This window comes from Faecalibacterium sp. BIOML-A4, from assembly GCF_009679665.1.
Classification (GTDB): domain Bacteria; phylum Bacillota; class Clostridia; order Oscillospirales; family Ruminococcaceae; genus Faecalibacterium; species Faecalibacterium taiwanense.
This window is the reverse complement of record NZ_WKZG01000002.1, coordinates 120,830-135,879: the sequence shown is the minus strand read 5'-3', so window position 1 is coordinate 135,879 and position 15,050 is coordinate 120,830. Positions and strand designations below refer to the sequence as shown.

At 60.0% G+C, this 15,050-nt stretch carries 10 protein-coding genes; 7 read left to right on the top strand and 3 right to left on the bottom strand.

All coding sequences use genetic code 11. From position 1 onward, the window contains the following. Positions 1-62 precede the first annotated feature (62 nt). The 7 genes from GKG34_RS02370 (at position 63) to GKG34_RS02340 (ending at position 10,813) form a co-directional block, all read left to right on the top strand. Positions 63-2,546, top strand: coding sequence for a penicillin-binding protein 2 (locus GKG34_RS02370; protein WP_154255513.1), 2,484 nt, complete (start codon positions 63-65; stop codon positions 2,544-2,546). Positions 2,547-2,740: 194 nt separating this feature from the next. Further along, positions 2,741-4,123, top strand: a complete 1,383-nt coding sequence (murF, locus tag GKG34_RS02365) for a UDP-N-acetylmuramoyl-tripeptide--D-alanyl-D-alanine ligase (protein WP_118528655.1) — start codon at positions 2,741-2,743, stop codon at positions 4,121-4,123. A gap of 29 nt (positions 4,124-4,152) precedes the next feature. Beyond that, a complete protein-coding gene (locus GKG34_RS02360) occupies positions 4,153-5,163 on the top strand; it encodes a glycosyl transferase family 4 (RefSeq protein WP_154255512.1) in 1,011 nt (336 codons plus the stop codon). Between the two features lie 32 nt (positions 5,164-5,195). After that, positions 5,196-6,524 (top strand): FtsW/RodA/SpoVE family cell cycle protein, encoded by a 1,329-nt coding sequence (locus GKG34_RS02355; RefSeq protein WP_154255511.1) that lies wholly within the window; start codon positions 5,196-5,198, stop codon positions 6,522-6,524. A gap of 80 nt (positions 6,525-6,604) precedes the next feature. Further along, positions 6,605-7,729 carry an undecaprenyldiphospho-muramoylpentapeptide beta-N-acetylglucosaminyltransferase gene (murG, locus tag GKG34_RS02350; protein WP_154255510.1) on the top strand — a complete coding sequence of 375 codons (1,125 nt, stop codon included), beginning with the start codon at positions 6,605-6,607 and terminating at the stop codon, positions 7,727-7,729. 33 nt (positions 7,730-7,762) lie between these two features. Then, positions 7,763-9,307 carry an FtsQ-type POTRA domain-containing protein gene (locus tag GKG34_RS02345; protein ID WP_005944095.1) on the top strand — a complete coding sequence of 515 codons (1,545 nt, stop codon included), beginning with the start codon at positions 7,763-7,765 and terminating at the stop codon, positions 9,305-9,307. Positions 9,308-9,334: 27 nt separating this feature from the next. After that, on the top strand, positions 9,335-10,813 hold the full coding sequence (locus GKG34_RS02340) for a UDP-N-acetylmuramoyl-L-alanyl-D-glutamate--2,6-diaminopimelate ligase (protein ID WP_005944099.1): 1,479 nt from the start codon (positions 9,335-9,337) through the stop codon (positions 10,811-10,813). Positions 10,814-10,870: 57 nt separating this feature from the next. Here GKG34_RS02340 and GKG34_RS02335 read toward each other — a convergent pair whose 3' ends face one another. From GKG34_RS02335 to GKG34_RS02325, 3 genes are all read right to left on the bottom strand, one after another. Next, positions 10,871-12,973: a heavy metal translocating P-type ATPase gene (locus GKG34_RS02335; RefSeq protein ID WP_173015215.1), complete on the bottom strand. Its 2,103-nt coding sequence runs from the start codon at positions 12,971-12,973 to the stop codon at positions 10,871-10,873. Between the two features lie 144 nt (positions 12,974-13,117). Further along, entirely contained in the window at positions 13,118-13,399 is a 282-nt protein-coding gene (locus tag GKG34_RS02330) for a DUF6110 family protein (RefSeq protein WP_005944105.1), read from the bottom strand. A 444-nt stretch (positions 13,400-13,843) separates the two neighbouring features. Further along, positions 13,844-15,004 carry a phosphoglycerate dehydrogenase gene (locus GKG34_RS02325; protein WP_154255509.1) on the bottom strand — a complete coding sequence of 387 codons (1,161 nt, stop codon included), beginning with the start codon at positions 15,002-15,004 and terminating at the stop codon, positions 13,844-13,846. Between the last annotated feature and the right edge of the window lie 46 nt (positions 15,005-15,050).

Genomic DNA, 15,050 nt, shown 5'->3' with positions numbered 1-15,050 from the left:
GTTCCAAATTTGACAAAAGCGCGGCAGAAGGCAGCAAATGCCCGCTGCCGCAGGAGCATACCATGTGGAAATTCTTCCGAAAATTCATCAAAAAAATAAAAGGCCCCTGGCCGGAAACCAGCACCGGTGCCCGCATGAACCCCAGAACCAGTCTGATCTGCGGCGGTCTGGCCCTTGTGGTCATGGGCCTTGCTGCGGCCCGTGTGACCTACAGCCTGTATGATATCCAGATCAAAAACGGTGACACCTACCGCCAGCTGGCCGCAAAGCAGCAGCTGCTGGATACCACCATCAAGGCCACCCGCGGCGAGATCTACGATACCTCCGGCATCACGCTGGCCTCCACCAGCGTGGTGTGGACCATCTGGGCCGACCCGGACAACAGCAAAATCTTATATACCACCACCGGCAAGGATGAGGAGACGGTGCGCACGCTGGACACGGCCATGTGCGCCGAGGTCAGCCGGGAACTGACCCTGCGCCTGCTTTCCGGCGACGGTGAAAGTCTGGACGCGGTGGACACTTCCTCGGAAGCGTACCAGACCCAGTACCAGAAGGTTTACGATGCATTTTCCAAGACGGACACCAAGTATCAGGTGCTGGCCACCAAGGTGAACAACGCTGTCAAGCTGTCCATCGAATCCTACGTTTCCCAGTTCAACAAGGCACACAAGCGTGCCACTGAGACCTCCCGCAAGGGCAACATCTCGGTCGGCAGCGAGAAGAGCTTCCAGCGCAATTACCCCTACGGAGCGTTTGCAGCGGCAGTGCTGGGCTTTACCGACGCGGACGGCATTGGTACTTACGGTCTGGAAAAATCCTATCAGTCCACGCTGGCCGGTGTGGATGGCCGCACCATTACCCAGCGCAATGCCTACGGCAACGCCATTGCGGACGAGAATGCCACCACCTTTGCAGCCAAGGATGGCTCCAATCTGGTGCTTTCGCTGGATGTGAATGTGCAGGAGATCGTGGAACGGTATCTGAACGAAGCCATTGCAGCCAACACGGTGGAGAACCGCGGCTGCGCCATCGTGATGAACGTCAAGACCGGTGCCATCCTTGCCATGGCTTCCAAGCCGGATTTTGACCCCAACGACCCGCTGGACTACAGCGCAAATCTGGATTACCTCAACGAGCTGGTGCGCGCTGAGCCGGAGCTGTACGGCATCTACAAAAAGGATGAGAACGGCAACGAGCTGAAGGACGCAAACGGCAACCGCATTCTGGACGAGGAGGGCGATTACTCCGGCTACTTCCGCGATATCCAGTGGAAAAACAAGGCCATCACCGAGTTGTACTACCCCGGCAGTGTGTTCAAGGTGATCACCTCGGCCATGGGCGTGGACTCCGGCCTTGCAAACATCAACACCACCTTTACCTGCGCCGGTGCTTACGGCGTGGCAAAGGAGACCTACCACTGCGCAGGCCACAAAGCCCACGGCACCATCACACTGGCCGAAGCTCTGCGCCAGAGCTGCAATATCTACTATATCCAGCTGGGCCAGCGCGTTGGCTCCCAGACCTTCTATAACTACTTCGATGCCTTTGGCTTTACCAGCCGCACCGGCGTGGACCTGCCCAGTGAGACGGGCTTCATGCAGTATTATAAGGCCAACCAGCTGGGCGAAGTGCAGCTGGCTTCCTCGGCCTTTGGTCAGGCAATGGCCATCACCCCGCTGCAGATGTGCACCGCTGTGGCCGCAGCCGTCAACGGCGGCTATCTGGTCACGCCCCATGTGGTGGATAAGATCACCGATGCAAATGGCAACGTGATCGAGGAGATCGGTGCCAATGTGCGCCGTCAGGTCATCAGCGAGAGCACCAGCAATGTGATCCGCCAGATCATGGAATATGAGGTGGGCAACGGCACCGGCGGCGGCAAGTATGCCTATGTGTCCGGCTACCGTATCGGCGGCAAGTCCGGCACTTCCGAACAGTTGAACATGGACCGCCGTGCCGACGGCGACTACAAGAAGGTGGCATCCTTTGCCGCTGTCCTGCCCGCCGACGACCCGGAGATCATCGTCTATGTGATGCTGGATGACCCCAACAACGCCAGAACGGACTACTCGTCCCTGCTGGCAGCGCCTGTTGTGGGCAACATCATCAGCGAGATCGCACCTTACCTTGGCATTGCCGCCGACGGCGAGGATCGCAGCCAGACTGTGGTCACTGTGCCGAATCTGGTGGGCACCGAGTGGAGCAGTGCGCAGGTGCAGCTGAACATCAAGGGCCTCAGGCATCAGCTGGCCGAAAGCACCACCAGTCAGGCGGCAGCAGCTGTCACCTACCAGTATCCGCACGCGGGTGCAAAGGTGGCCTACGGCACCACCGTGTACCTGTATACCGATACCTATGAGGGCAGCCATACCGATGTGCCGGATGTGACCGGCAAGAGCGCGGACTTTGCCCGCCAGATGCTGTCTGCCGCCGGATTGAACTGTGTGGTGGAGGGCAATGCGAACGGCACCGTGCAGGCCCAGAGTGCAGACCCCGGTTCCAGTGTGCAGCGCGGCACCGTCGTGACCATTACCTGTGGGTAACAAGAACCCTCTCAGGCGCTTGCGCGCCAGCTCTCCCGAAGGGCGAGCTTTATGAGTGGGCACGGTAAAGTGAATCTTCTGAAGAACTGCACTTTACCGTAAGATGCAAAAGAGCTCCCCTTTCGGGGGAGCTGGCAATGCCGCAGGCATTGACTGAGAGGGTTTTACAAGATAAAAGAGAGGGGACATGAACAATGGAAAAAATTTCTGCAAGCAAGCTTCTGGCAGGGCTGGTGCCCGCAGACTTCATCCGGGAAGAGGTGCAGGTGGAACTGGTGACCACCGACAGCCGCGAGGTGCGGCCCGGCTGCATTTTTGTAGCGTTCCCGGGTGAAAAATTTGACGGCCACGATTTTGCGGCCAAAGCACTGGAGAACGGTGCTGTTTATGTGGTGGTGAACCACCCGGTGGAGGGCGTGCCTGCGGAAAAGGCCATCCTCTGCCCGGACAGCTACCACGCCATGATGGTGATGGGCGCGAACTACCGCAGCCAGTATCACCCCAAGATGGTGGGTGTGACCGGCAGCGTGGGCAAGACCACCACCAAGCAGATGACCTACGCCGCCCTTGCAGGCTTTGGCGAGACCATCAAGACCGAGGGCAACCAGAACAATGAACTGGGCATGCCCCGCACCCTGATGCGGCTGGAAAGCAGCACTGAGTATGCCGTGATCGAGATGGGCATGAGCCATGCGGGCGAGATCGACCGTCTGGCCCGGGCCGCACGCCCGGATGTGGGCATCATTACCTGCATCGGTGTGTCCCACATCGGCAATCTGGGTAGTCAGGAGAACATCTGCAAGGCAAAGCTGGAGATCTGCAACGGCCTGCCGGAGGGTGCACCGCTGGTGCTGAACTATGATGATAAGTTCCTGCGCGCCGCAAAGCTGCCCGCCCACGTGAAGCCGGTATGGTTCAGTCTGGCAGATGAGAACGCTGATGTGTGTGCACTGTCCATCCGGCAGGAAGAGGACGGCATGAGCTTTGTGCTGGAAGATCAGGAAGAGGGCACCTTTGTGGTCAAGATCCCGGCCATGGGCAAGCACAATGTGGCAAACGCTCTGGCTGCCTACTGCGCCGCCACCCGCTTGGGCTGCGACCCGCGCGGTGTCATCAAGGGGCTTTCCAATTTTGAGCAGACCGGCCGCCGCCAGAAGGTGGTGCACAGCAAGGGCGTTACCGTCATTGAGGATTGCTACAATGCAAACCCCGACAGCATGAAGGCCGCGCTTGCCATGTTCAAGGAATTCCCCTGCAAGCGCCGCTTTGCCCTGCTGGGCGATATGCTGGAGCTGGGTGAGCTGTCCCGCGAAGCCCACGAGGAGCTGGGCCGTCTGGCTGCGGAGAGTGATCTGTACTGCCTTGTGACCTACGGCGAAAACGCAAAGCGCACGGCTGTGGTGGCTGCGGCCAAGGGGGTCAAGACCCTCCATGCCAACAACTACCGCGAGGCAGCGGATGCTCTGCTGAACCGGATAGAGCCGGGCGATGCCCTGCTGGTGAAGGCAAGCCGCGGCATGGCGCTGGAAAAAGTGCTGGAAATTTTCTACGCAGAGCAGAAAGATGCCGAAGAATAACCCTTTGGCATGAATTTGGAGATTGAAAAATGATTCGTTTCGCCTTGGTCGTTGCGTCGGTGCTGGGTTTTGTGCTGACTGCGGCGCTCGGCAATATGATGGTGCCGCTGCTGCGGGAGTTGCAGCGTGCGGCACGCGGTACACAGCCGGACAGCGATGCCCCGGACAGCCTGGTGCCTACCATGGGCGGGCTGTGCCTGATGGTGGGCACCCTTGCCGCTGTGGGCGTGGGCTGGCTGGCCGCATGTGCTGCACAGCCTTCCCTGCTTGGCAGCGACCGGCAGATGACCTCCCGCCTGCTCATTGCACTGCTGGGGTCGCTGGCCTTTGGCGCAGTGGGGCTGGCCGATGATCTGGCCCGCATCCGCGGCCGCTACCCGAACGGTTTGGGCCTTGGCCTGCGCCGCACACAGCGCCTTGCACTGGAATGCATCGCTGCAGTGCTGGTGCTGGGCCTGCTGGCACTGAACGGGTGCCTGCCCACAGGGCTGATCCTGCCGGGAGCAGGCTATGTGGAATGTGCGCTGGCACCGCTGCTGTGGGCTGTGCTGCTGGTGGCGATGGCCGAGGCGGCCCGCGTGGCCGACGGTGCCGACGGCACGGTGTGCGGCGCGGCCTTTGCGGCCATGCTGGGCCTGATGATGCTGGAAACGCAGCTGGGCTGGTTCCCGCTGGCAGTATTCCCGGCGGCACTGGCCGGTGCACTGATGGCCTTTCTGCTGTGGGATTTTCCACCGGCAAAGCTGCACCCCGGCCGGTGCGGCTGCTTATATGCAGCGGGAGCCATTGGCTGCATTCCGCTGTGCATTGGCTACGCAGAGCTGAGCATCCCGCTGGCACTGCCCTTCTGGGTGGAGGGCGGCATGGTGGTGCTGCAGGTCCTGTTCTGCCGCTGGAAGGACAGGCCGCTGTTTGCGGCGGCACCGCTGCACCGCTGGCTGGAAAAGCGCGGCATGAGTGCAGTGAATATTTTTTACAGCCTGTGCGCACTGAGCGTGTGCGGGCTGGCGCTGGCCGTGTGTCTGGCACGCTGGGCCTGAGCGCCTGATTCTGAAAATAAGGGGGCGTGGCAATGGCAGCCACCCGCAGACAACATAAAAACCAAAAAGAAAGTGCATGGGTGCCGCCGCTGCAGCGGGACCCGGGACCATGGAACCGGCTGCTGCTCAACTGGCTGGCAACGCTGGCCATTATCATGGTGTTCGGCCTTGTAATGCTGTACAGCGCAAGCTACACCACCGGCTACCTGCGCATGGGCGACAGCCTGCACTACATCAAGCAGCAGGCTATCTGCATGGCCATTGGCATTGGCTGTATGGTAGTCATGAGCTATGTGGATCACCGCTTCCTGCGCTGGGCGAGCAAGCCGCTGTACTGGGTGGTGCTGGCCATGCTGGCCGTCACGCTGACCTTTGCACCGCTGAACGGCTGCCGCCGCTGGATCCGTCTGGGCGGCCTGACTCTGCAAACCTCTGAGGTGGCAAAGTTTGAGATGATCCTGCTCTCGTCCCATCTGGCGGCAAGTGCGCCGCAGATCGGCCGGTTCAGCCCGTCGCTGAGAGAAAAGATCAAGCCAAAGGATTGGTTGTTCATCCGCATCGTAAGGCAGCTGATCGTGCCGGTGCTGCCGCTGGTGCCGGTGGTGCTGCTGCTGTTTTTAGAGCCGCACATGTCCGGCATCCTGCTGACCACCGCCATCGTGGGCACCATCCTCATGCTGACCGGCTGCGGCGGTGTATTGACATGGTGCGGGGCCGCAGCGGCGGCTCTGCTGCTGAAACCGGCCCTGACGCTGGTGGAATCCATTGGCTATCTGCAGGACCGCCTGAACACATGGTCCGATGATCTGGAAGCGCTGAACGACCAGACCAAGCAGAGCTTGTACGCCATCGGCTCCGGCGGACTGAAGGGCCTTGGCCTTGGCAACAGCGTGGAAAAGCAGCTCTGGCTGCCGGAAAGCACCAACGACTTCATCTTCAGTGTGGTGTGCGAAGAGTTGGGCTTCATCGGTGCGGTGCTCATCATCGTGCTGTTCATACTGCTCATAGCGCAGGGCCTGATGATCGCCTATAAGGCCGAGAACCAGTTCTGCACCATGGTGGGGATTGGCATTATGGCGCAGATCGCCTGGCAGGTGTTCTGCAACATCGCCGTGGTTACCAACACCATCCCGAATACCGGCATCAGCCTGCCGTTTTTCTCGTCCGGCGGCACCAGTCTGATCTTGCTGCTGGCAGAAATGGGCGTGATGGTGAACATTGGGCGCAACGGAGAGCGGGCGGCGCAGCAGAGGGCGGCGGCCCACGCACAGCGGCAGGCTGCAAAGGCTCAGCGTGATGCGGAGCTGAAGGACCGTACCATCAATCTGGACGATGCCCGCCGTGCGCGCGATGAACTGTAACGACTGTTTTGAGGGCGCAGGCCAGTGGGGAGCTCCCCGATGACCTGCCCAGATGCACTAATAATAGAGGAGGAATCGTCATGCGAGTTCTGATCGCTGCCGGCGGTACTGCCGGCCATATCAACCCGGCACTTGCCATTGCAGGTGCTATCAAAAAGGCAGACCCTTCTGCCGAGATCCACTTTGCCGGCCGCAAGGAGGGCATGGAGTACCGTCTGGTAGGACAGGCGGGCTATCCCTTCCACCATATCGAGATCACCGGTTTCCAGCGCAGGCTGTCGCTGAACAACATCAAGCGCAACATCGTTACGCTGTGGAATCTGGCCCTCTCTGGCCCCAAGGCAAAGGCCATTATGAAGGAGGTCAAACCCGATCTTGTGATCGGCTGCGGCGGCTATGTGTCCGGCCCGGTGGTGCGCTGTGCCGCCAAAATGGGCATCCACACCGCCATTCATGAGCAGAACGCATTCCCCGGCGTGACCAACAAGCTGCTGGCACCGGATGTGGATCTCGTGTTTGCCGCCGTGCCTGCTGCTGTGGAAAAGCTGGGCGCACCTGATAAGACCATCGTGGTGGGCAATCCGGTGCGCCCGGAGGTGTTCACCAAGGCAAAGGACCGCGATGCCATCCGCGCTGAGCTGGGCGCGGGCGACCGCACGGTGATCCTTTCCTTCGGCGGCAGCCTTGGCGCACGCCGCGTCAACGAGGTGGTGGCCGACCTGTGTGCATGGGAACAGCACGAGAAGAAGCCGGTGCTGCATCTCCACGCTACCGGCCAGTACGGTGTGCAGCTGTTCAAGGATCTGGAAAAGGAAAAGAACTTCGCGGAGGGCGACGGCCTTGTGGTGAAGGAATACATCAACAATATGCCGGAACTGCTGGCTGCGGCAGACCTTGTCATCAGCCGCGCCGGTGCGCTGACGCTGGCCGAGCTGGAAGCTGTTGGCCGTGCAGCCGTGCTCATCCCCAGCCCCAATGTGGCTGAGAACCACCAGTACTTCAATGCCATGGAACTGCAGAAGGCCGATGCCGCTGTGGTGATCGAGGAAAAAGATCTGACCGGCGAAAAGCTGGTGAGCACGGTGTTCGACATGCTGGCACAGCCCGGCAAGCTGGCTGAGATGGGCAAAAATGCCCGCAGCCTGTCGGTGGATGACAGCCTTGACCGTATTGCAGACGCTCTGATGAAACTGGTGCAGAAGTAAAACAAAACCTAAACCGGAAAGGAGGTGTGCGCCATGCAGCAATACCGCAATAACAGAAACAACGGCAATATCTACGACCTGCGGAAAGACCTGCAGCATACTCCGCCGCCTTCACAACAAAAAGGATCTTCCGGCAGTGCGGACGGGCGCTATGGCTTTAACGGGGAACCACTGAGCTTTGCGCCGGACCGCACCGCCAATGGTACGGTGCGCCGCACCCGTACCGATAACAGCATCGAGTTCCCTTCGCAGCCGCGCCGCACCGAACAGAGCGGCACCCGGCGCACCAGCGGCCAGAACCGGAACCGTACCGCGCAGCGAAGCCGCACGGCCCAGCCGGAACAGCGTGCATCCGGCACGGCCCGCAAGCCGCAGCAGCGCCGTTCACAGGGGCAGAAGCCGCGCAAGACAGCGGCTCAGGCAGCGCAGCAGCGCTACAAAAACCAGCGCCTGCGCCCGGCGCAGCAACAGCAGGTCCGGGACCCGGTACAGCGGGAAAAACGCAAGAAGCGCCGCCTGACCCGCGCTGCACTGAAGCGGCGGCGGATGCTGCGGCGGCTGATGGCCTTTGTGACCCTGCTGGCCGTGATCGCCGCCGGTGTTTACCTGACCATGACCATGCTGTTTAAGATCGGCACCATTCAGGTGCAGACGCCGGACGGCACCGTGGTGCAGGAGGTGGGCGGCTATTCCAGCAGCCAGATCCTGCAGGCACTGGGTGTGCAGACCGAAGAGAACATTTTCAGCTTTGACCCTGCCGCCAAGGAAGCGGAACTGGAAAAGCAGTTCCCGCTGCTGGAATCCATCAGGGTGGTTCGGGATTACCCCAACACGGTGGTGGTGCAGGTGACCGAGGCGGTGCCTACCTATGCCATGCAGACGAAGAGCGGCTGGCTGACCCTCTCGGATCAGTTCAAGATCCTAGCCTGCGAGTCTGCCCAGCCGGAAGAACTCAAGACCCTATACGGCGGCGAGCCGGTGTCGGTGACACCCGGCGACCAGCTGACCTTTGCAGCGCAGGCAGACCCGGCGGCATCGGATGCATCCGGTTCGGCAGCAGCTTCGGCAGCGGTGCAGACGGACGACCGTCTGGATGCGCTGAATGAGCTGCAGGCAAAGCTGGAAGAGTATGGGATGCTGGACGATGTGACCCGCATGGAATTTGCGGACACCGACCAGATGGCATTTTTGTATCAGGATCGTGTCAGTGTGCTTCTGGGTACACGGAACGATCTGGATTATAAGCTGGACCGCGCACGCTATGTGCTGACCAACGCCGACGGCAAGGGTTGTGCCCCTACCGACACCGGCAGACTGGATTTCAGCCATGTCAGCGCGGGCAGCACCCGTAAAATTTACTTTGCACAGGGCCAGCCGACCCTGCCCTCCGGTTATGTTGTGCCGGAAAAGACCGTGCCGGAAGAGCCTGACACCTCTGCTGCCGAGAATACTGCGGCAGACGGTGCAGAGGATGCCGCTGCGGCCCAGCCTGCGGACGATACGGCGGCAGCTGCGGAAGAAACACCGCTGACCGACCCCGCCCGCATGACCGCAAATAACGAAGAAAACCCCATGTGACAAAATGTTTTGAGGAGCGTGTGCAGTATGAAACTGGAACAGTTACTGGAAGGCGTGCCCTTTACCCTTGCGCAGGGCAGTCTGGACACCGAGATCTCGGATATCATCTACGACAGCCGCAAGGCGGCACCGGGCCTTTTGTTCGTGTGCATCGTGGGCACCCAGCGTGACAGCCATGAGTTTGCCGCCGACTGCGCGGCAAAGGGTGTCAGCGCACTGGTCATCCAGCACGACATCGACCTTTCCGCCCTGCCGGGCGTGACCGTAGTCAAGGTGGAAAGCAGCCGCTATGCCATGGCTCTGATGAGCGCGAACCTTTTCGGCAACCCGTCCCGCAAGATGACCATGATCGGTGTGACCGGCACCAAGGGCAAGACCACTACCACCCACATGATCAAGAGTGTGCTGGAAGCTGCAGGCCGCAAGGTGGGCATGATCGGCACCAACGGCATTTATTATATGGGCCGCCACAAGGAAACTGCCAACACCACTCCGGAAAGCTACGAACTGCAAAAGACCTTTCGGGAGTTTCTGGATGCAGGCTGTGACACCGCGCTGATGGAAGTTTCCAGCCAGGGCCTGATGATGGACCGCGTGGCCGGTGTGCACTACAATGTGGGCGTGTTCACCAACCTTTCGCCGGATCACATCGGCCCCGGTGAGCACAAGACCTTTGAGGAGTACCGCAGCTGGAAGGGCCAGCTGTTCAAGCGCTGCGACGTGGGCGTGGTGAACATTGACGATGAGAACACCGAAGCCCTGCTGGAAGGCCATACCTGCAAATTGATCACCTATGGCCGCGCTGAGCAGGCGGACTACCGCGAGACCGGCTTTGAACTGCTGCGCACCCACGATTTTCTGGGCGTGAAGTTCCATGTGACCGGCAAGGACGAGATGGATGTGAAGGTGAACATGCCCGGCGAGTTCAGCGTGTACAACGCGCTGGCAGCTCTGGCGGTGGGCAAGGTGCTGGGCCTGCCGGATCAGGCAATCCACGACGGCCTTGGCAAGTGCGTGGTCAAGGGCCGGGTGGAGCTGGTGCCCATCAGCAAAAAGTTCACCATCCTGCTGGACTACGCCCACAACGAGGTGTCCACCGAAAGCCTGCTCACCACTCTGCGGGCCTACAAGCCCCACCGTCTGGTGGTGGTGTTCGGCTGCGGCGGCAACCGCTCCAAGCTGCGCCGCTACGGCATGGGCGAGATCTGCGCCAAAATGGCCGATTTCTCCATCCTCACTGAGGACAACAACCGCTTTGAAAAGGTGGAGGACATCCTTGCTGATATCCGCGTGGGCATGAACAAGGGCAACCCGGACGCAAAGTTCGTGGAGATCCCCGACCGTCTGGATGCACTGCACTACGCAGTGGATCACGCGCAGGAGGGCGACCTGATCGCCGTCATTGGCAAGGGCCACGAGACCTACCGTGACCGCGAGGGTGTCAAGACCCCGTTCCTGGAGCGGGAGCTGCTGGAAGAGTATGCACAGCAGATCGGGCTGGAATAACAGATAAAAAATAACGCCGTGTCGAATGTTCAGACACGGCGTTATTTTTTGCGGTAATTATGCTTTCAGCTGCGGAGCCTTGTTCTCCGGCAGGAGATTGGTCATGCTCTTCAGGCTGATGCCGATGGTGGAGAGATTATGCAGCATGGCAGAGGAGGCCGGCTGCAGGATGCCCAGAGCACCCAGCGCGATGAGGGCCGAGTTGAAGGTGAGCACGAAGCGGTAGTTTGCGTGCACGCGCTTTTGCAGAGAGTTGGCGATGGCCTTGAGGGCCACCAGCTCCTCCAGACTGTCGGCTTTGATGGTCACATCGGCGATCTCGCGGGCGATGGCAGCGCCGGAGTTGATGGCAATGCCAATGTCGGCAGCGGACAGGGCGGGGGAGTCGTTGATGCCGTCGCCGATCATCACCACGGTGTGGCCCTCGGCCTTGGCCTGCTGGACGAAGTTTGCCTTGTCCTCGGGCAGCACCTCGGCAAAGAAGCGGTCCACGCCCACCTGCTTTGCAATGGCGGCAGCGGTACGCTCGCTGTCGCCGGTCATCATGACGGTGTTCCGGATGCCCAGCGCACGCAGACCGTTCAGCACAGCCGCAGCTTCCGGGCGCAGCGGGTCGGAGATGCAGATGACGCCCACCAGCTGCCCGCTGGCTGCCATGTACAGGTGCGAATACGCGGGCTTGAGGGCATCGAACTTCTGCTGCTCGGCTGTGGGGATAGTACACTTTTCATCCTCAAAGACGAAGTGGTGGCTGCCAATGACCACGCGCTCGCCGCCCACGCGGCTTGCAATGCCGTGGGCCACGATGTACTCCACCTCGGAGTGCATCTCCTCATGGGAAATGCCGCGCTCCTTGGCGGCACGCACCACGGCGTTGGCCATGGAGTGGGGAAAATGCTCTTCCAGACATGCGGCCAGCTGCAGAACTTCGCGCTCGTTGCAGCCGGAGAAGGGCACGACCTCCACTACCTGCGGGGTGGCACGGGTGAGAGTGCCGGTCTTGTCGAACACGATAGTGTCGGCCTGAGACAGCGCTTCCAGATACTTGCCGCCCTTGACGGTGATGTGGTAGCTGCCGCACTCGCGCATGGCGGAAAGCACGGCCAGCGGCATGGAGAGCTTGAGCGCGCAGGAGAAATCCACCATCAGGCAGGAGATGGCGCGGGTGGCGTTGCGGGTGAGCAGATAGGTGACCACCGTTGCGCCCAGACACCATGGCACCAGCTTGTCGGCCAGCACCAGCGCACGGTTCTCGGTGCTGGACTTGAGCTTTTCGGATTCCTCGATCATGGCCACGATCTTATCGTAGCGGTTGGAACCGCCCTCGGCCTTGGCGATAAAGACGCACTCGCCCTCCTCCACAACGGTGCCGGCATAGAGGGTGGACCCCTCTGCCTTGCGCACCGGCATAGCTTCGCCGGTCAGGGCAGCCTGATTCACCATGGCTTCGCCTTCCAGCACGGTGCCGTCCAGCGGGATCATGTTGCCGCTGCGCACGACCACCTCATCGCCGGAGCGTACTTTGGTCAGAGGCACCAGTACTTCGGTGCCCTGACTGCGCACCCACACCTTGTCCACGTTCAGGGCCATGCTGCGGGCCAGATCGTCCAGACTCTTCTTGCGGGTCCACTCTTCCAGCAGAGAGCCCAGATTCAGCAGGAACATGACAGAACCGGCGGTGCCAAAGTCGCCGCGCAGCAGCGAGACGCCGATGGACAAAGCGTCCAGCACCTCCACTTCCAGCCTGCGGCTCAGCACGCAGCGCACACCCTTCCAGAGAAAGCGGATGGAGCGGAAGGCGGTGTAGGCAGCGTCAAGGGGTGCGGGCAGGAACAGCTTGCGCAGGCAGCGGCCTGCCACCAGATCGAACATTTTATCCTGATATTCCCGGTTCAGCCTGCGGCTGTCGGCGGAGGTGACCAGAGCGTCATACTCGGCCACATCGAACTTATAGCCTGCCAGAATGGCAATGGCGGCGGTGCGCTTGCCGGTATAGGTAATGACCACATCGCCGGTGCGCTCGTAAACGGCGGCATGGACGATGGCATCATTGTGGTTCAGATAAGCTTCCAGCACATCGGCACGGTGCAGGGTCATGCGGACTTTTTCCACATGCACGCGCATCCGGCCTTTGCCTTCATGCAGAATGGTACATTTCATATATCAAATATCCTTCTCTATCTTTTTGCCGCAGCGTCAGGCTGCTATACCCTGCACGCCTGCGGCCCCACTCTCACAAAAAAGAGCCGCCCGAAGGCGGCTCGAAAGCCACGTTGGGGCTTTCAGTGCTTTACGAACCGAAAATTACTCAGCGGTCTCTTCGGTGGTCTCCTCGGCGGCATCCTCGATCACAGCAGCCTCGGCTTCAACAGCACGAGCCTCGTTGATGGCCTTTGCATCGGCCAGAATGTCACCGGCCTGCTCCTGAACTTTGCTGACGGTCTCCATGGTGGAGTCCTTCATGCGCAGCACGGCAGCAGTGGTCTGGGTGTAGACCTTCTTGGCGTCTTTGCTGGACAGCAGCTTGAAACCGGCAGAACCGAACAACGTACCGGCAGCGAACAGTGCGATCTTCTTGATATCCATAGTAACTTCCCTACCTTTTCTATTTCCTGTCAGAGACCCTCGCAGGACCTGTAAGATGAATATACCGGCCCAAAAGCCGGAGAACAGGGTGGACATTTCCCTTCTGTCGAGCCTATTGTAGCACAGAATTTACCATTTTCAAGCTTTTTCTTGAATGTTAATACATGTAAACTTTTTACGATGTGTAGTTAGAAAAAGCTATCTCTAACGCGTTTTTTAAGACAAACTACAGTTTGTAAATGAAAACTAACCGGCAGATGGGACGAGAAAGAATTTCCAGTTTGTAAAAAATCCTGGTTTGGAAATGCGGTTTGCCGCTACGGCCCTTCTCTGTGAAAAAGCAACCCGGAAAAATCCGCAGATTTTTCCGGGTTGCTAAAATAAAAATCGTTTTCCGCTGAAGATGCCAAGAGCGACGCGGCGGGCATTTTAAACCGTTTTGCTTTACAGGATGCGCACCCGGATCACGGCGGGGATGGCAGCCAGCTTTTCGGCCAGCTTCTTGTCCACAGCACCGGTAGCATCCAGCATGGTGTAGGCCATGTTCTTTTTGCTCTTGTTCACCATGTTCTCGATGTTCAGGCCGGCTTCGGTGGTCAGGGCGGTGATCTGGCTGATCATGCCCGGCTCGTTTTTGTGGATGATGCAGATGCGCTTGCCGCCGGCGCGGGGCTGGTTGACCTCCGGCATGTTCACCGAGTGAATGATGTTGCCGTTCTTCAGGTAGTCGCTCAGCTCCTTTGCGGCCATGACAGCGCAGTTGTCCTCGGCTTCCGGGGTGGAAGCGCCCAGATGGGGGGTGCACACGATGCCGGGCTTGCCCAGAATGGCCTCAGACGGGAAGTCGGTCATATAGCCGGACACCTTGCCGATCTCCATGGCTTCCAGCAGGGCTTCGGTGTTGACCAGTTCGCCGCGGGCGTAGTTCAGGATCTTCACGCCGTCCTTGCACAGGGCAAGGGTCTGGGCGTTGATGGTGTCCTTGGTGGTGGGCAGGTAGGGCACATGGATGGTGATGTAGTCGCACAGGGGCAGCATGTCGTTCAGGTTCACGCAGTGGCGTACCTGACTGCTCAGGTTCCAGGCGGCGTCAATGGAGATGTAGGGGTCGTAGCCGTAGACCTCCATGCCCAGCTCAATGGCGCAGTTGGCCACGCGGGAGCCGATGGCACCCAGACCGATGACACCCAGCGTCTTGCCCTTGATCTCGTTGCCCACGAACTGCTTCTTGCCCTTTTCCACGGTCTTTGCCATGGCGGGGTCGCCGACAAGGCCCTGACACCACTGGGCGGCAGCAGCCACATTGCGGCTGCCGGCGATCAGCATGCCGATCACCAGCTCGGCCACAGCATTGGCGTTGGCACCGGGGGTGTTGAACACCACGATGCCCTGCTCACTGCAGCGGTCCAGCGGGATGTTGTTCACGCCGGCACCGGCGCGGGCGATGGCCAGAAGATTGTCGTTGAAGGCGGTATTCAGCATGTCGGCGCTGCGAACGAGGATGCCGTCCGGGGCATCGGTGTCCACAGCCACGTCAAACTGCTTGTTGTTCAGCTTTGCCAGACCCACCGGGCTGATGGCGTTCAAAGTTTTGATGGTGTACATAGTCCAGATTTCCCTTCTATTATACAGGAACCCTCTCAGTCACGGC